16 protein-coding genes and 1 riboswitch are annotated in these 17,522 nt (G+C 69.8%); of the genes, 8 read left to right on the top strand and 8 right to left on the bottom strand.

The features are described from left to right. Nucleotides 1–210: 210 nt before the first annotated feature. Both OG933_RS22610 and OG933_RS22605 read left to right on the top strand, forming a co-directional pair. Nucleotides 211–1,296, top strand: a complete 1,086-nt coding sequence (locus OG933_RS22610; RefSeq protein ID WP_362524314.1) for a metallophosphoesterase — start codon at nt 211–213, stop codon at nt 1,294–1,296. 204 nt (nt 1,297–1,500) lie between these two features. Continuing rightward, a complete protein-coding gene (locus OG933_RS22605; protein ID WP_362524316.1) occupies nt 1,501–2,376 on the top strand; it encodes a hypothetical protein in 876 nt (291 codons plus the stop codon). A gap of 321 nt (nt 2,377–2,697) precedes the next feature. On the opposite strand, the gene OG933_RS22600 is transcribed toward OG933_RS22605, so the two are convergent. From OG933_RS22600 to thiC, 3 genes are all read right to left on the bottom strand, one after another. Beyond that, nucleotides 2,698–4,161, bottom strand: coding sequence for a VWA domain-containing protein (locus tag OG933_RS22600; RefSeq protein WP_405628655.1), 1,464 nt, complete (start codon nt 4,159–4,161; stop codon nt 2,698–2,700). Next, nucleotides 4,158–4,706: a hypothetical protein gene (locus tag OG933_RS22595; RefSeq protein ID WP_405628653.1), complete on the bottom strand. Its 549-nt coding sequence runs from the start codon at nt 4,704–4,706 to the stop codon at nt 4,158–4,160. Before OG933_RS22595 ends, OG933_RS22600 begins: the two co-directional genes overlap by 4 nt. A gap of 256 nt (nt 4,707–4,962) precedes the next feature. Continuing rightward, nucleotides 4,963–6,789 (bottom strand): phosphomethylpyrimidine synthase ThiC, encoded by a 1,827-nt coding sequence (gene thiC, locus OG933_RS22590; protein ID WP_405628651.1) that lies wholly within the window; start codon nt 6,787–6,789, stop codon nt 4,963–4,965. Beyond that, nucleotides 6,782–6,971: riboswitch (TPP riboswitch) on the bottom strand. It overlaps the preceding gene by 8 nt. A gap of 531 nt (nt 6,972–7,502) precedes the next feature. Here thiC and OG933_RS22585 point away from each other — a divergent pair. Beyond that, nucleotides 7,503–9,131 (top strand): YibE/F family protein, encoded by a 1,629-nt coding sequence (locus OG933_RS22585; protein WP_405628649.1) that lies wholly within the window; start codon nt 7,503–7,505, stop codon nt 9,129–9,131. A gap of 175 nt (nt 9,132–9,306) precedes the next feature. Here the strand turns inward: OG933_RS22585 and OG933_RS22580 are convergent, their stop codons facing one another. The 4 genes from OG933_RS22580 to OG933_RS22565 form a co-directional block, all read right to left on the bottom strand. Next, on the bottom strand, nt 9,307–9,753 hold the full coding sequence (locus OG933_RS22580) for an SsgA family sporulation/cell division regulator (RefSeq protein WP_020130693.1): 447 nt from the start codon (nt 9,751–9,753) through the stop codon (nt 9,307–9,309). Between the two features lie 100 nt (nt 9,754–9,853). Next, entirely contained in the window at nt 9,854–10,717 is an 864-nt protein-coding gene (locus tag OG933_RS22575; RefSeq protein ID WP_362524326.1) for an IclR family transcriptional regulator C-terminal domain-containing protein, read from the bottom strand. A gap of 199 nt (nt 10,718–10,916) precedes the next feature. Continuing rightward, on the bottom strand, nt 10,917–11,129 hold the full coding sequence (locus OG933_RS22570) for a DUF5326 family protein (protein ID WP_020130691.1): 213 nt from the start codon (nt 11,127–11,129) through the stop codon (nt 10,917–10,919). A gap of 209 nt (nt 11,130–11,338) precedes the next feature. Next, nucleotides 11,339–11,656, bottom strand: coding sequence for a cupin domain-containing protein (locus OG933_RS22565; RefSeq protein ID WP_020130690.1), 318 nt, complete (start codon nt 11,654–11,656; stop codon nt 11,339–11,341). A gap of 58 nt (nt 11,657–11,714) precedes the next feature. Between OG933_RS22565 and OG933_RS22560 the strand changes: the two genes are divergently transcribed. The 5 genes from OG933_RS22560 to OG933_RS22540 all read left to right on the top strand — a co-directional run bounded on the left by OG933_RS22560 (nt 11,715) and on the right by OG933_RS22540 (nt 15,451). Continuing rightward, nucleotides 11,715–12,092 carry a phage holin family protein gene (locus OG933_RS22560; RefSeq protein ID WP_054242144.1) on the top strand — a complete coding sequence of 126 codons (378 nt, stop codon included), beginning with the start codon at nt 11,715–11,717 and terminating at the stop codon, nt 12,090–12,092. A 7-nt stretch (nt 12,093–12,099) separates the two neighbouring features. Beyond that, the gene (locus OG933_RS22555; RefSeq protein WP_405628645.1) at nt 12,100–12,591 is read left to right on the top strand and encodes a low molecular weight protein-tyrosine-phosphatase; all 492 of its coding nucleotides are present in this window, start codon (nt 12,100–12,102) and stop codon (nt 12,589–12,591) included. Beyond that, nucleotides 12,588–13,745: a cystathionine gamma-lyase gene (locus OG933_RS22550; protein WP_405628643.1), complete on the top strand. Its 1,158-nt coding sequence runs from the start codon at nt 12,588–12,590 to the stop codon at nt 13,743–13,745. Before OG933_RS22555 ends, OG933_RS22550 begins: the two co-directional genes overlap by 4 nt. 229 nt (nt 13,746–13,974) lie before the next feature. Then, nucleotides 13,975–14,880, top strand: coding sequence for a LysR family transcriptional regulator (locus OG933_RS22545; protein WP_405628641.1), 906 nt, complete (start codon nt 13,975–13,977; stop codon nt 14,878–14,880). A gap of 88 nt (nt 14,881–14,968) precedes the next feature. Then, complete coding sequence (locus OG933_RS22540) at nt 14,969–15,451, top strand: NUDIX domain-containing protein (protein ID WP_020130685.1); 483 nt, start codon at nt 14,969–14,971, stop codon at nt 15,449–15,451. A gap of 40 nt (nt 15,452–15,491) precedes the next feature. On the opposite strand, the gene OG933_RS22535 is transcribed toward OG933_RS22540, so the two are convergent. Next, a complete protein-coding gene (locus OG933_RS22535; protein WP_405628638.1) occupies nt 15,492–17,219 on the bottom strand; it encodes a globin domain-containing protein in 1,728 nt (575 codons plus the stop codon). Nucleotides 17,220–17,522 lie beyond the last annotated feature (303 nt).

Raw genomic sequence — 17,522 nt, 5'->3', positions numbered from 1 at the left:
GAGCAAGGCGCGCGCCGGGTGCGTGCGGACTGCCGAAGCCCGGCCCAATCGGGGCGAAAGCCGCGATGAACTGGAGCCTTGCTCCGATTCACCACCCCTGGGTCATCACACGGCACGATCCGCATTCCTATGATGGACGCACGGCACCGCGGGCCGCTGCGACCAGGCAGCCCGAAGGGTGCAGATGCGGCGCGATGGTGGAGGGGTCTGATGACTCAGGGGGCCGGTCAGGGACCCGAGGTGGAGCGGACGGCGACGTTGCGCGACTTCCGGGTGCCCGCGTACGTCCACGAGACCGGTCCGTACGACCCCGGCACGGAACCGGGCAATGCCGCGCCGCCTCTCGAAGAGCCGCTGGAGCACCCGGACGGCTACACGCCCACCCAGCGCGACCTGCCCGTCATCAGCCGGCGCGGCGACACCCTCCAGGTGACCGTGGACCCGGCAGCCGTCCAGGCCACGCCGGCCGCGACCGGCCCGGGACCGCTGTTCGTCGTCGGCGACGTCCACGGCTACCTCGACGAACTGGTGGCCGCGCTTCAGGAGAAGGGCCTGGTCGACTCCGCAGGCAACTGGTGCGCCGGCACCGCCCGGCTGTGGTTCCTCGGTGACTTCACCGACCGCGGTCCGGACGGCATCGGCGTCATCGACCTCGTCATGCGGCTGTCCGCCGAGGCCGCCGCGGCCGGCGGGTACTGCAAGGCCCTCATGGGCAACCACGAACTGCTGCTGCTCGGCGCCAAGCGCTTCGGCGACACGCCCGTCAACTCCGGCGCGGGCACCGCCACCTTCCAGGCCGCCTGGCTGCTCAACGGCGGCCAGAAGTACGACATGGACCGTCTCCAGGATCACCACCTCCAGTGGATGGCCCGCCTCGACGCGGTCGAGGAGGTCGACGGCCACCTGCTCGTGCACTCCGACACCACCGCCTACCTCGACTACGGCGACTCGATCGAGGCGGTCAACGACACCGTCCGCGAGACGATCACGCGCAACGACGCGGACGAGGTGTGGGATCTGTTCCGCAAGTTCACCAAGCGCTTCTCCTTCCGCGACGAGGGCGGCGCCGACGCCGTACGCTCCCTGCTCGATACGTACGGCGGCACCCGCATCGTTCACGGCCACAGCCCGATTCCCTACCTGCTGGGCGAAGTCGGCTCCGAGGACGGCGAGGACAACGGCGGTCCGCACGTCGAGGGACCGCACCTCTACGCGGACGGGCTGGCCATCGCGATGGACGGCGGCGTGACGATGGCCGGAAAACTGCTGGTCCAGCAACTGCCCCTGGAAAACTGAGCATTCCCGGGGCGGTTCCCGGGGCAGAAGTACCCCAGTGTGGACCCGTCGGCGACATCGCAGGCCAGGGGCCAATTTCGGCAAACCCCCTGTCACCCCATGCCGTCACCGCTCTACCATCGGGTTATCCGTAGCAGGCTCCCCTCCGTTTCTGCCCGACGGCTCGTTGGCATGCGAGCCCCAAGCCCTACGGAGCATCGGGGGATGCAGATGAACAGCGTTCCGCAGCACCTGAACAGCGAGGACCGCCAGGAGTACGAGCGGATCCTCGACGAGGCGCTGCGCTCCGCCCCACACCACCCGGAACTGGCCGCAGTCGGACAGCGGCTCAACCCCGAACAACTGCGCACCATGGCGCTCAACGCCTCCGCACTCATCACGGTGGCCGCGGCGGCCGAGTACCAGCACTACGTGAAGGTCCGCGAGGAACTGCGCCACCCCGCGCCGTCCACCTCGCCGTCCCCGTCCGAGACCGGCTCCGCGGAGCCGGGCGTGGCCGCGATGGGGCTCGCCACCACCATGGGGGAGGCGGCCCAGGCCGCCGAAGCCGCCGGGGCGGGCGCCGTCGCCGCCGTCCTCACCCCCGTGCTCGCCGGGACCGCCGCGGTGATCTTCCTGCTCGTCGGCTATCTCCTCAGGGTGCTGGACCCCGAACAGGCGTTCGCCCGGACCATGGTCACCGCCGGCTGGACGTTCGGGGCCGTGGCCGTGGCCGCGATCCTCGTCGCCACCGTCGCGCTGCTGCTCACCGCCCTGCGCAACCGGCCCTCCCTGGAGGCCGGACCGTACGGCGAACTGAGCGAGGAGGTCGACCAGGCCAGGGAAGCCTGGCGAGATGCCCTGCTGGAACGCGGCATCCTGCCGTTCCTCCGGGAGGCCCTCGCCGATCCCGGCACGGCGGCGGCCCTGCACACCGACCCGGTGCCACCGGCCCCGACCAACCGCCTCCCGAAGATCGGCTACGACCGCCCGGGCTTCAGCAGCCCGGACGACGGCCGCTCGACCGGCCCGCGCCCGAGCTTCAGCAGCCCGGACTACAGCAGCCCGGACTTCGGCGGCCCGGAGCATCAGCCGGAATAGGCACTCGGCTTGCGCCCCCGCCGACCCCGCCGAGGGGAGCGCAAGCCGTACGCCGGGTGCCGGACTCCGGGCGCCGGGCGCCGGACGGCTCTGGCGGAGAGCCGCCAAACGGATCGGTGCTGCCCTGCGGTGCTCAGCGCTGCCCTGTGCGGGTCGCCGTCACAGGGGCGGCAGCCCGGAGTCGCGCGTCCGGGCATCCGGGCATCCGGGCATCCGGGCATCCGGGCATCCGGGCATCCGGGCATCCGGGCATCCGGGCATCCGGGCATCCGGGCATCCGGGCATCCGGGCATCCGGGCATCCGGGCATCCGGGCATCCGATCAGAGGATGCCCGCCCGGCCGGCCGCGGTGACCCAGCTGGGGAACTCGGACAGCAGCCGGTCGTAGAGCTCCTGGTCGGGGAGGGTGCTGATGTCGTCCACGGAGAAGAAGCCCACGTTGTCGACGCGACGTCCGGGCAGTGTGTCGAACCGCTCCAGGACGCCGTAGTTGGACCGGCCGAGCCCCACGAACTGCCAGAAGATCGGCTCCTCGACCGCCGCCCGCAGCTCCCGCTCGATCGCCGCGTCGCGGTAGACCCCTCCGTCGGAGAAGAACAGCACCAAGGTCGGGGCGGCCGCCGGATTCTCCCGGACATACGACCTGACCTGGGAAATCGCCTTCTGTTCCTCGTTCTGGATGCCGACCGAGCGCATGTCGACCTGCCCCGGCTCCATCCCCTTGCGCGGCTTCTTGCTCCGCCGGAACAGACTGATCTCACCCACCCGCACATGCAGCCGCAGCCACTCGGGAAGCTCACCCAACCGCAGGTCGGGAAGGCGGGCGGCATCGCTGGCGAAGGTCCAGGCCTGCATCTCGCCGTCGTCGTCGAGTTCTGCCGCCACCGCAGCCATCCGCTCCACGACGTCCGCCACCACACCGCGTGAGTACAGGAACGCCATGGATCCGGAGGCATCGAGGACGAGCACGACCCGCGCGCTGATCCCCACCGCCCCCCGCTTGCTCAGACTGACGGCGACCTGCTCCTTGCGCAGCGACAGCCGCTTACGCATGTCGACGGGAAGCCGCTCCTCCCCCTTGGTCAGACGGGGGCCCGACGGTGGGGTGGTTGTCGGCGGGGTGAGCGGCGGTGGGGTGAGCGGGGGTGGGGTGAGCGGGGGTGGGGTGATGGTCCGTGGGGTGACCGCAGGTGGAGCGACGGCAGGCGGGGTGGCCGCCGGGCGGTGCGGAGGGGTGGCCGCCTGCTCCGGCTCGTCGTCGACCGTGATCCCGAAGTCCCTGGCCACCCCCGCGAGCCCGGAGGCGTACCCCTGCCCGACCGCCCGGAACTTCCAGCGCCCCTCGCGCAGGTACAGCTCACCGGCGATGAACGCCGTCTCCGTGTCGGCCTGCATCTCGAAGCGGGCCACTTCGGAACGCCCGTCCCCACCGAGGAGTCTCAACGTCAGGCCGGTCACCTGGCCGAACGTGCCCCCGTCGGCCGACGCGCACAGCACCACACGCGTGATGGCGCCCTCCAGCGACCGGAGGCCCACCTGGACGGTGTCGGTCATGACACCGGCTTCGCTCCGCTTGCCGACGTGCCGCACGGCGCCTGACGCGTGCAGCGGCTGGTTGTAGAAGACGAAGTCCCTGTCGTCACGCACCCGTCCGTCCTGCGCCAGCAGCAAGGCCGAGGCATCGATGTCCGGCCCACCGGCCCCTTCGGCCCAGCTCAGTTCGACCCGTACATCCGGCACGTCGACCGGCAGATTGGCACCCTTGCTCAGGGATCGCGCTGTCATGGAGGCAAGTCTGCCGAGCCGACGCCCTGGGGCAACCGAACGAGCGCGATTCCTTCCTCCTGGGCGACCGCCAGGAGCGTGCCGTCGGGACGCAGCGCCGCGACCGGTGTCGGTATGTGGGTGACTCCGAAGGCACCCACACGGCGCGACACCTTCACCTCGGGCCACTCCGCCAGCACTTCACCGGTGATGACGTCGATCAGCCGAGGGTGCCCGTGCAAGGAGACGACGCGACCACCACCCGCGAGCAGCGTGCCGACCTCGAAATCGACAGAGCTCCGGTGCAGCCACGCGCGCCGGGACAATGACCACACTCCGATCCGACGACGTCCGAGCGAGGCGACCTCCTCGTCGTCGAGGAACTCGTCCCCGGTCGCCACCGCCAGTCGGTCGTCGTCGAGCCAGCAGGCCGACTCCACCTCGGCGTCGATCCCCGGCTGCATCGGCAGCACCCCGCGCCCGTCCAGTACGGCCGGGTCCGCCAGCGCACTCTCCAGATCGAAGACCTCGGCGTACGACGCTGTAGCGGCCGGACGGTGAGACAACACTTCGGTCGAAGCCGGGACCGTGATCGGTGGCCGTCCGGCGCTCCACACCATCGGCGCTCCACGCCCGGCCACCCACCGCATCGACCAGCTCATCGCCCTGCCAGGCCAATGACCGGACCGGCGCCGTCGACTTCACCCACGCCAAGGCCCCTCTCCCCCCTCGCAACAACGTCGTCCCTCCCCCTCCGTGACGGTCGCTGATGGCGCTGTCCCCAGGCCGCGGACCTCAGGGGACAGCGCCGATCCGAGTACGTCAGTCAGCCAGCGGCAGGTACACCCGGTTCCCGCTCGCCGCGAACTCCTTCGACTTCTCCAGCATGCCCTCGGCGATCTCCTCCGCCGAGGCCCCGTCGGCCGCCCCGCCGCCGAACCGCTCGTTGATGCTCTGGCTGATCTTCATCGAGCAGAACTTCGGCCCGCACATCGAGCAGAAGTGCGCCGTCTTCGCCGGCTCAGCGGGGAGTGTCTCGTCGTGGAACTCCCGTGCCGTGTCGGGATCGAGGGCGAGGTTGAACTGGTCCTCCCAGCGGAACTCGAAGCGGGCGTCGGACAGCGCGTCGTCCCATTCCTGCGCACCGGGGTGCCCCTTGGCGAGGTCGGCTGCGTGGGCGGCGATCTTGTAGGTGATGACGCCGGTCTTGACGTCGTCCCGGTTGGGCAGGCCCAGATGTTCCTTCGGCGTGACGTAGCAGAGCATGGCCGTGCCCCACCAGGCGATCATCGCGGCACCGATGCCGGAGGTGATGTGGTCGTACGCCGGCGCGACGTCCGTCGTCAGCGGGCCGAGCGTATAGAACGGAGCTTCATCACAGATCTCCTGCTGAAGGTCGATGTTCTCCTTGATCTTGTGCATCGGGACATGGCCCGGGCCTTCGATCATCGTCTGAACATGGAAACGCTTCGCGACCCGGTTGAGTTCCCCGAGGGTCCTCAACTCAGCGAACTGCGCAGCGTCGTTGGCGTCCGCGATGGAACCCGGCCGCAGGCCGTCACCCAGGGAGTACGTGACGTCGTAGGCGGCGAGGATCTCGCAGAGTTCCTCGAAGTTCTCGTAGAGGAACGACTCCTTGTGGTGCGCGAGGCACCAGGCCGCCATGATCGAGCCGCCACGGGACACGATGCCGGTCTTGCGGTTGGCGGTGAGCGGGACGTACGACAGGCGGACACCGGCGTGGACCGTCATGTAGTCCACGCCCTGCTCGGCCTGCTCGATGACGGTGTCCTTGTAGATCTCCCAGGTCAGTTCCTCGGCGCGGCCGTCGACCTTCTCCAGCGCCTGGTACAGCGGCACCGTGCCGATGGGGACGGGGGAGTTGCGCAGCACCCACTCGCGGGTGGTGTGGATGTTGCGGCCGGTCGACAGGTCCATGACCGTGTCGGCGCCCCAACGGGTCGCCCAGGTCATCTTCTCGACCTCCTCCTCGATGGAGGACGTCACCGCCGAGTTACCGATGTTGGCGTTGACCTTCACCAGGAACCGCTTGCCGATGATCATCGGCTCGATCTCCGGGTGATTGACGTTGGCCGGCAGCACGGCGCGACCCGCCGCGATCTCCTCGCGAACCACCTCGGGGGAGACGTTCTCCCGGATGGCCACGAACTCCATCTCGGGTGTGATCTCCCCCCGGCGCGCATACGCGAGCTGGGTGACCGCCTCGCCGTTCCGCCCGCGGCGCGGCAGGCGCGGCCGGCCCGGGAAGACCGCGTCGAGGTTGCGCAGACCGCCGCGCGGTGAGGTGTGCTTGAGGCCGTCGTCCTCGGGGCGGACCGGCCGGCCCGCGTACTCGGCGGTGTCGCCCCGGGCGATGATCCAGTTCTCGCGCAACGGCGACAGGCCCCTGCGGACGTCGGTCTCGACGAGTGGATCGGTGTACGGGCCGGAGGTGTCGTACAGGCTGACCGACTGCCCGTTGGTGAGATGCACCTGACGAACCGGCACCTGTAGATCGGAGCGAGTGCCCTCGACGTACCCCTTGTGCCAGCCGATGGACTTCCCGGCCTCCGAGGCATTCACGTCGACCGTGCTCTCGCTGGTCGCGTTCTGCGTGAAGGCAGGCGTGCGTGCGTCCTTGTTGGTCATGAGACCTACTCCCTACGCCGGCATTACCCGGTAACAGGTTCGGCGGTCGACGCAGCGGCTACCGCCTGCCGATGTTTCATGTGAAACATCACTCGATTCGAGAGACGTTCCACGTGAAACATCGCGAAGACGGAGGTCAGCGCCCTCTCAGCCCGGTGCTCCGAGCTCCCGCGTGTGCAAAGGTTGTCTCCACGCTAGCGTCAATTCTGGCGCGGTGAACAGAGGGCCCGTGTCGTTCTTGCGATGATCGGTCGGTGACCACGACACACCAGCCCCCGTATCCGCCGCCCGAGCCGCCCCGCCGACCGGGCGCCGCCAGCGGCCCCGGCAATGGCTCCGGCAATGGCTCCGGAAGCGGTCCTGGCAGCGGCCCCAGAGGCGACCGCGACTTCAGCAACGGTCACGACCACCCGCGTAGTCCCGACCACGGGCCGGGATACGCAGGCGGGCTCGGCGGACTGAGACGCGCCGGAACCCCTGGCGGCCGAGGGCCCGGCCCGGTCGAGGGCCGCGGGGCAGGGCCGGGGCCCCAGTCGGGGCCAGGAGCGCAGCCAGGGTCGGGGTCGGGGAGTGGCCGGGGCTATGGAAACGGTCCAGGGCCCGGGACCGGCCGGGGATACCGGAACGGGCAGGAATACCGGAACGGGCAAGGGCCCGAGAACGACCAGGGATACGGGGACGACCGCGGGTACGACGGGTACGGGGATCGGTCCGTGCCCGGGCAGGAGTACGGCCCCGACCATGGTCCCGGCCCCCGTCCTGGCCCGGGCCCTCGTCCTGAACGTGGTCCCGGCTCCGGTTCCGATCCTGGCTCTGGTCCCGGCTCTGGTGACGGATATGGCTTCGACCGCGAACACGGTCATGGGCAGAGTCACGACGGTGGCCATGGCGGCGGTCCCGGCAACGGCCCCGGCGATGGCCAGGGCGGCGGACACGGCCAGGGCGACGGGCACGGCCATGGCCCGGGCGACGGGCACGGCTCCGGTTCGGACGGCGGGCACGGGCATTCGCACAGCCACAGTCATGGCCCGGCCGCCCCCGTCTCCCAGCACCTGCGCAAGGTCATCGCGGCCATCCTCATCCCGTTCGGAGCCGCGGTACTGGTGGGGCTCGTGGTGCTGTGGCCCGGCGGAGCCCCGGCGCACGAGCGCACCGGAGTCGGCTTCGACCGGCAGACCCAGCAGGCCACGGTCACCAAGGTCGTGAGCCTGAGCTGCGCGTCGGTGAACGCCTCGGGCGACACCCCTACCGGCGACACCTCCACGGCCGAGGGCTCCTCCGCCCAGCAGCAGGCGGCCGGCACCTGCAAGCGGGCCACGATCCGGGTGGACACCGGCGACGACAAGGGCCGTACCTTCACCGAGATCGTCCAGCCGGACCAGTCACGGCAGTTGGAGCAGGGCGAGAAGGTCGTGGTCGCCTACGAGCCCTCCGCGCCGAAGGACCTCCAGTACTCGGTCACCGATGTGAACCGCCGCATCCCCATGGCGGTCCTGGCGATCATCTTCGCGGTCGCCGTCGTGGTCGTCGGGCGGCTGCGGGGCGTCATGGCGCTGGTCGCGCTGGCCATCAGCTTCATGGTGCTGAACTTCTTCGTGCTGCCCGCGATCCTCCAGGGGTCGAACCCGCTGGTCGTGGCGGTGGTGGGTTCGAGCGCCATCATGCTGATCGCGCTGTATCTCTGTCACGGGCTCTCGGCGCGCACCTCCGTCGCGGTGCTCGGCACGCTGATCTCACTGCTGCTGATCGGCGTCCTCGGCTCGCTGTTCATCGACTGGGCCGCGCTGACCGGCAACACGGACGACAACACCGGCCTGATCCACGGCCTGTACCCGTCGATCGACATGAGCGGCCTGCTGCTGGCCGGCATCATCATCGGCTCGCTCGGCGTCCTCGACGACGTGACGGTCACTCAGACCTCGGCGGTCTGGGAACTGCACGAGGCCAACCCCGCGATGGGCTGGCGCGGCCTGTACCGGGCCGGGATCCGCATCGGCCGCGACCACATCGCGTCCGTGGTCAACACGCTCGTCCTCGCCTACGCCGGTGCCGCGCTGCCGCTGCTGCTGCTCTTCTCGATCGCGCAGAGCAGCGTGGGCAGCGTCGCCAACAGCGAACTGGTCGCCGAGGAGATCGTGCGCACCCTGGTGGGCTCGATCGGCCTGGTCGCCTCCGTGCCCGTCACAACGGCCCTGGCGGCCCTGGTGGTCTCCGCCGACCGGGCCGGCCCTGGAAAGGCGCCCGTGACGGCTCCGGAAGCCACTCCTGCGGCTCCGGCGGGTGCGGTGGCGGCGGGCAGCGCCCAGACCCGGGGCGGCCGGGGCAGGCGGCGCAAGCGCTGAGGCGGGAGGGCGCCCGAGTGCCGACCACACCGGCCGACTCGGGCGCACGCCTCACTCCGCTCGACAAGGCCGTTCGGCGCCTGCGCCAACCCCATGAAGAAGCGTTCCTGCACAACACCGACCGCAGCGAAGCCTTCGCCACACTCGCTTCGCCACCACTCGCTTCGCCATCACGTCAGCCGGCGCTCTGCTCCTCCGCCAGGATCCGGTCCAACGCCTCGTCCAGATGGGCGTCGAAATCGGCGAGAGCACCCTCCTGGCCCAGCGGAACCAGCTTGTCGGTGCGGTCGAGGAAGGCCACGAGCGGGGCCGCCGAGGAGCGGAACAGCGCCTGGTCACCGCCGACCTGAAGCCGGATCAGGACCTCCCCCAGCACATCGGGATCCACCGGCGAGACACGGACGTCCCCTTCGCCGCACGGCCTGCCCACCCCGTCGATGAGCAGCTCGCGCCCGAAAGCCCAGGTCACCGGGGCATCACCGGGCAGATGGAAGGTGAGTCGCACGGCATAGGGATCGCACGACTCGTAACCCAGCTCCACCGGAATGCGGAACGAGAGCTCCTCGGAGACGAGGAAGCTCATCATGACCTCTGCCTGTACTGCCTGTACGGACTCGCGCATCGCCTTACCCCGTCATTTGCCGCCGACTGGCCGGGAATGGACCTTCTGACACTGCACGCATCTTGCTGAAAGTACACAACAGATCACAAGGAGTGAGTTTTCAGATACTGATAGAGATCGCCAGCGACCCCAGCAGCCGTCCGATCTCGCTCTGAAGCTGCCGGGCGGCCGGCAGCAACCGGTCGGCGTGATGGGCGGGCAGGGAGATCGCCATCGTGGACGCCGTGGTGCCCACGGTGATCGGGACGGCGGCGCACACCGTGCCCAACGCATACTCCTGCCGTTCGACGACCGGTTCCATGCGCCGCATCCGCTCCAGGCGCCGCAGCAGGGCATGGTTGTCACGCACGGTGTACGGCGTGATCGACTCGGCGGGGTAGCGGGCCAGGTGGTCGCGGCGGGCGTCCTCGTCCAACTGGGAGAGCAGACACTGGCCGATGGCGTGCGCGTGCGCGGTCTCGCCGAAGTCGGCCCACTCCTCGACCGCCGGATTGCCCGGGGTGTCCGAAACGCACATGATCTCGATCTCGCCGTCGCGGTACCTGGCGTAGTACACGGGGACACCGATCGAATCGCGCCACTGGGCGAGGGTGTCAGCGACCGTGCTGCGACGTTTCTGCGCGGCTCCGCTCCTGCCGAGCCGCTCAGCCGCCTCGCCGAGGAAGAACAGCCCTCTGTCCCGCCGCAGATAGCCCTCGTGCACGAGGGTGCGCAGCAGGTGGTAGGCCGTGGGCAGCGCGAGTCCGGTCTCGCGGGCGAGCTGTTTGGCCGGAGCCCCGTACTCGTGCTCGGCGACGGATTCCAGCAGCCGCATGGCGCGCTGGACGGAGCCGATCAGGGTGGCCGCGGGGTGCGGATGCTCGGGGGTGGTCGTGTTCGGTGGGCGTTGCAGTGGGGGTGCGGCGGACCGCGGCCGGGATGGGGGTGCGAACGGTTCTGCCGATGCGGTGTCAACCATGACCATGGGTCACTTCCGAAGCGCGAGGGGGACGTCCGTGCGAGGAACACGGGAGGGGGGTGTGCGCCACTCGCGGGGGGTTCGTCCCCGCGACGAGTTCCGGACTTTAACCGTCTGCCACCGCGTACAGACGGGCTGTCAGGGAAACTTCCCCCGGCCGAGGGAACAGGCGATTTCTGTTACCGCTCACGGCCTCCCGCACCGCTCACCAGTCGCTGCGCGAGGAGGAACTCGAAGTGAACTTCCTTACGACGTAGATCAGTCCGCCGACCAGCGCCACGAAGACCAGCAGCTTGAAGAGCAGGCCGATCACGAACCCGACGACGCTGGCTATGAGGCCACCGAACACGACCAGGGCGATGACCGGCACCGCGACCCACTTCACCCACCACGGCATTCCCGCGAAGATCTCTCGCATGGCCCTTGTCCTCATCCTCTTCGTTCGATGTCCGGCACCCCTGTCGGGCCGGAGCGTTTCGATGTCCTGCCGCCGATGCTAGGTCCGAAGAGGGTGCCGACGGGGGCCTCGCATCCCTTGTCCTCCCCTGACCGAACCCCTAGGGAACCCCGAGACCGCTGGTCGACCAGCGGACGGACACGCTCAGGTCGGGCACCGGACGGACGAGTTCACCCCTCGGCCGGCGAGAAGACGACCAGGACCCGAAGGTCCTCGCTGATGTGATGGAACTTGTGGGCGACCCCGGCCGGGACGTACACCACACTGCCCCGCGCCACCTGAGTCGTCTCCAGACCGACCGTGATCGAGGCACGCCCGCTCACGACGAAGTACACCTCGTCCTGATTGTGCGGATTCTGTGGATCATGCGCGCCGGCGTCGAGCGCATACAGCCCGACCGACATGTTCCGTTCACGCAGAAACTGCAGGTAGGCACCGTCGTTGGCGGCGCGCTCCGCCTCCAGTTCATCCAACCGGAATGCCTTCATCGACCTGGTCCGCCCTTGTCCGGTGCTCGTTCTCGATCTCTCTGCCACGATCAGACACATGAAGAATTTCGTAGTCAAGACGATCGCCAACGCAGGCGCCCTGGCGGTCGCCGTCTGGCTGCTCGACAAGATCACCCTGACCGGTGACAGCACGGGCAAGAAGATAGGCACCCTCGTCGTCGTCGCACTGCTTTTCGGCCTGGTGAACTTCCTGGTCAAGCCAGTCGTGAAGGTGCTGACCTTCCCCCTCTTCATCCTCACCCTCGGCCTGATCACCCTGGTGGTCAACGCCCTGATGCTGCTGCTGACCTCGTGGTTGGCCGACAAGCTCGACCTGAGCTTCCATGTGGAGGGCTTCTGGACCGCGGTCCTGGGCGGCCTGATCATTTCCGTCGTCTCCTGGGCCCTCAACGTCGTCATGCCCGACGGCGACTGAGGCCGCGATGACCTACCGCGTCTGTTTCGTCTGCACCGGCAACATCTGCCGCTCGCCGATGGCCGAGTCGGTCTTCCGCGCGCGCGTGGACGACGCCGGTCTCGAGGCACTGGTCGAGATCGAGAGCGCCGGCACGGGTGACTGGCACGAGGGCGAGGACGCCGATCCGCGTGCCCGCTCCGTCCTGGAGGAGCACGGATATGCCCTCGACCACACGGCCCGGCGCTTCGAGTCGTCGTGGTTCGCCCGCCTCGACCTCGTCATAGCCCTCGACGCCGGCCATCTCAAGGCCCTGCGCCTCCTCGCACCCACCCAGGAGGACGCGGCGAAGATACGGCTGCTGCGGTCCTACGCGCCCGCGGCAGCCGACGACCTCGACGTCCCCGACCCCTACTACGGGGGCCTGAGCGGCTTCGAGGAGTGCCTTGAGATGGTGGAGGAGGCGAGCGCCGGTCTGCTCGCCGCCGTACGAGACGACGTGGAAGGACAAGTGACATGAGCGGATCCGCTACCGACGGAGAGCTTTCCAGAGGCCCCGGCGAGGGCACGCGCGCGGTGCGGGCGGGGCTGCCCGAGCCGGTGAAGTACGAGCCGACCCTTCCCGGGCCGGTGTTCGCAGCGCACTTCCACCTGCCGGGCGAGCCCACGGGCCCGTACACCTACGGCCGTGACGAGAACCCGACCTGGACCCACCTGGAGCACGCCATAGGCGAGCTCGAGGCACCGGGCCAGGACGACGTCGAGACGCTCGCCTTCGCCTCCGGCATGGCCGCGATCTCGTCGGTGCTGTTCTCCCAGCTGAAGGCCGGGGACACCGTCGTGCTGCCCGACGACGGTTACCAGGTGCTGCCTCTGGTACGCGCGCAGTTGGAGGCGTACGGCATCGAGGTACGCACCGCGCCGACCGGCGACGACGCCCAGCTGAGCGTCCTGGACGGCGCGAAGCTGCTGTGGATCGAGTCCCCCTCGAACCCCGGGCTCGACGTGTGCGACATCCGGCGGCTCGTCGAGGCGGCACACGCGCGTGGCGCTCTGGTGGCTGTGGACAACACGCTCGCCACCCCGCTCGGGCAGCGCCCGCTCGAACTCGGCGCCGACTTCTCGGTGGCCAGTGGCACCAAGCAGCTCACGGGTCACGGCGACGTCCTCCTCGGCTACGTCACCGGGCGGGCCGGTACGCCGATGACAGCCGTACGGCGCTGGCGCAAGATCGTCGGGGCGATCCCCGGGCCCATGGAGGCCTGGCTCGCGCACCGGTCGATCGCCACCCTCCACTTGCGCGTGGAGCAGCAGAACACCACCGCCATGGCCGTGGCCGAGGCACTGCGGGGGAGGCCCGAGGTGAGCGGACTGCGGTACCCGGGGCTGCCGGACGACCCGTCCCACAAGGTCGCCTCACAGCAGATGCGTCGCTACGGCTGCGTGATCTCCTTCACGCTGTCCACGCGCGCGCATGCCGAGCGTTTTCTCGAAGCCCTGCGGCTCGTGGACGACGCGACGAGCTTCGGCGGGGTGCGGTCGACCGCGGAGCGGCGCGGGCGCTGGGGTGGGGACGCGGTGCCGGAGGGCTTCATCCGGCTGTCCGTCGGTGCCGAGGACCCCGAGGACCTGGTGGCGGATGTGCTGCGTGCGCTGGAGGAGTCGGCGCGGTGACCGCCTTACGGACCCCGCGTCGGGGCCCCGCTACGCACAACGGACGGTCCGAGCCTCCCCCCTCGTGGCTCGGACCGTCCTCGGTTCTGCGCGCGAAGAACCGCGCGAACAAGGCTAGTTGACTCTGTGTCAGTGTCCAATCACAGTAGCGACAGAAGCCTATCGACTTATTTATAGTTGGGCCCTGCCTCAGAGCTGGAGGAAAGGCGGGGAAAAGGGAGGACGCTCCGTGGATCTGGCTTTGCTGCGCACCTTCGTGACCGTGCACCGGGCCGGCTCCTTCACTCGTGCCGCCGCTCTGCTGGGACTGTCCCAGCCGGCCGTCACCTCACAGATCCGCACGCTGGAGCGGCAGCTGGGCCGCCCCCTGTTCCTGCGGCAGGCCCGCGGCGTGACGCCGACGAGCATCGGCGACGAACTCGCCCACAAGGCCGCTCCTCATCTCGACGCCCTGGTGGAGATCGCCGGAACCGGCCCCGACGACGAGGCCGCCGGGCGGACGCTGCATCTCGCAGGGCCCCCCGAATTCACCGCCGAGCGGGCCCTTCCCGCACTCACCGAGCTGTCCGGCGACGACGGCCAGGGGTTCGCCCTGCGCGCTTCCTTCGGCAACGCCGAGGAGGTCCTGGAGGGCCTGGCCGCCGGCCACCACGACCTGGCCATCAGCACGGCGCGACCGCGCGGGGCGCTGCTCGCGGCCACTCCGCTGTGCGACGAGGAGCACGTCCTGGTCGCCGCCCCGCAGTGGGACGAGCGGATCGATGCCGGGAAGCTGTGCCGCAAGGACGCGACCGCGCTGGAGAACCTCCCGGTCGTCGAGGTTCACGAGTCCCTGCCCCTCGTCTCCCGCTACTGGGCCTCCGTCTTCGACTCGCGCCCCGCCGCCTCGGGCACCGTCATCGTGCCCGACCTGCGCGCGGTCCTCGCGTGCGCTGTCGCGGGCGCCGGTCTGGCGGTCCTGCCCCGCTATCTGTGTGCGGCCGCTCTGGACCGCGGTGACATCGTCGCGCTGCACGAACCGGCGGTGCCGCCGCTACGGACGTACGTTCTCGTGGCGCGCACAGGAACGCTGGCGACGCCGCACATCGCCCGGGCCCACGAATGGCTGCTGGGCGCGGCCACCGCCTGGTACTGACCCGGTTTCCACCCGGTGGCAGGGAATGATCTCCTCCGGTGACCGCTCACGATGTTTCACGTGGAACCAGCCGGGCCACATTTCTCCCATGACCGTCCGACCCGTGGTCAAGCGCACCGCACGAGCCGTTCTGCTGGACGGCGACAACCTGATCCTGATCAAGCGCACCAAGCCCGGTGTGGATCCCTACTGGGTCACGCCCGGTGGCGGGGTCGAACCGGATGACGCGACCGTGGTGGACGCCTTGCACCGCGAGGTGCACGAGGAACTCGGCGCCAAGATCACCGACGTGGTGCCCTGCTTCGTCGACACCGTCGAGCACATCGGTGACGACGGGGGTGCGACCGGCGTGAAGGTGCAGCACTTCTTCGTCTGCCGTCTGGAGTCCATGGACCCGGCCCAGCGGCACGGCCCCGAGATCGAGGAACCCGCCGGCGAGTACGAGATCGTCCGTGTGCCGTTCACCCGGGTCGGGATCGCCTCCGTCCACCTCGTACCGCTGTCGCTGCGGCACTACCTCGACGGCAACATCGAGGGCGTCCGCGCCATGCACGCGCCCGACCTCGGCTGAGGGGCTGAGCCCGGTCCGGAGCGGCCCCCCGGGCGCCGGGTCAGCTTCCGGTTGCGACGAGTTCCTCGACCGAGTCGTGCCGTATGCGCTCCGAGGGGATGCCGACGCCGCGCAGCGCGTCCACCCCGCTGCGGATCATCCCGGGCGGACCGGCGACATAGGCGTCGTACTCGGCCCAGGGCCCGAAGGTGCGTATCGCGTCGGGCAACTGGAGCAGACCGTGCCGGTCGACCACCGGGCGGACCTCCAGCCAGGGGTGGGACTGCTGGAGCCGGAGCATCGTGTCGATGTCGTACAGGTCGTGATCGCTCCGCGCGCCGTAGAACACCTCGACCGGGCGCCGGGTGCCGTGCTCGGCGACATCCTCGACCAGCGCCTTGATGGGGGCTATGCCGGTGCCACCGCCCACGCAGAGCAGCCCGCTGTTCCTGGTGTGGTCGACGGTCATCGAACCGGCCGGGGGGCCGAGCCGGATGACGTCGCCGGGCCGGGCGCGGTGCACCAGGGCGCTGGAGACCCAGCCCGCGGGGACGGCCTTCACATGGAACGCCAGCAGGCCGTCGGAGCGTGGTGCCGAGGCGAAGGAGTAGTGCCGCCAGATCCGCGGCCACCACGGCGTCTCCAGGCTCGCGTACTGCCCGGCGAGGAAGGGGTAGGGCTGGTTGGGGCGGACGGTGAGGATCGCCACGTCCGGCGTTCTGAGGTCGTGCGTGACGACCTCCGCGTACCACCAGGGCGGGGCGCGCAGTTCGTCCACGGCCGCCGCGTCGATCATGACCTGGGAGATCGTGGTGTAGGTCCGGACCCAGGCCGCCTCCGTCTCGGCGTTCCACACGGCGTCCGCGTACTTGCTCAACGCGCCGATGAGGCATTCGCCGACGGCCGGATAGTGCTCGGCCCTGGTGCCGTACTTGCGGTGACCACGGCCCAGGTTCTGGAGGTACTCGACGAGGACCGCCTTGTTGTCCACGTGCTCGGCGGCGGTGAGCAGTGCCTTGAGCAGCCGGTCCCGTTGGGCATCCATCGCGGGCGGGAACAGCGAGCGCAGGTCGGGGTGGCGGACGAACAGCAGCGCGTAGAAGTACGACGTGACCTTGTCGGCCACCGGAGCCACCTCGGCCATCGTGCGCCGGACGAGGACGGCGTCCGGAGACGCGTTGCCGACAGGCGACGGCCGTTGAGCGGACAGCAGGGAATCGACGGGCGAGGCGGTGACCTGTTGTACGGCCGAACGGGACTCGGTGAGCACGGCACGCTGCGGGGGCCCGGGCACTTCCGCGGACACCGACGGCGGCTGCTGCATCGGCGGCAGCGGCGACGACAGGGACGCCTGCTGCCGGGCAAGTGCCCCGGATTCCGCGTGACCTCGAGGGGCGTCGGGTGTCTCGGGCGGGGCCGGTGCCTCGGGCGGGGCCGGTGGCCGAGACTGCACGAAGGGTGGTGTCTCGGCGGGGTGGTGGACCTCGGTGGGGGATTCCTGCCGGCGCGGCGACGGGGGCTGTGCGCTCGCGGGGGCGGTCGTCGCGTCGTCGGGGGTCGGCGGGTCCGGGTGTATTCGGCGCTCGGCGTCCGTGGTGCCGCCCTGGGGCGCCTCCCCGTGGGAGTCGACCGCGTTCCTGCCCACCGGGCGCAGTGCTGCCAGGCGACGGCCCTCAGAAGCCCCTTGCTCGCCCCGTGGAGCCGGCTCCGGCTGCTTGCGCGGTGTGAACCATCCGTCCCCGCCGCCGGACGTGCCGGTGTCGGCCGACCTGCTGGTCGGAGCGTCCATGGTGTGCCTCGCCTCGAACATCTTTCGGTCGGTCTGCGCACTTCCTGGATCGGAAGGTGCCTGCTTCCCCCGCAGACGGCTTGGTTTTCCGTTCGGTTCCACGACCGGGACCGCCACGGTCCACCCGTATTTCCCCTCCGCACCCACACGTAGGGCGAGTGTGCGAGGTGGGGCGGCACTCTCACCGCAGCATCCCATCCTGTCCGGGCGCCTCGGTCACATCACCGGAAATGCGGGTCTTCGATCTCTCCGTCCCGTTAGGCTGCATTGCCCTGTTCTCGGCTCGCGCGGAATGCATGCACC

Origin of the sequence: Streptomyces sp. NBC_00016 (genome assembly GCF_045040885.1) — a bacterium.
Taxonomy (GTDB): Bacteria; Actinomycetota; Actinomycetes; order Streptomycetales; family Streptomycetaceae; genus Streptomyces; species Streptomyces coriariae.
This window is presented reverse-complemented; position numbering and strand designations above follow the sequence as displayed.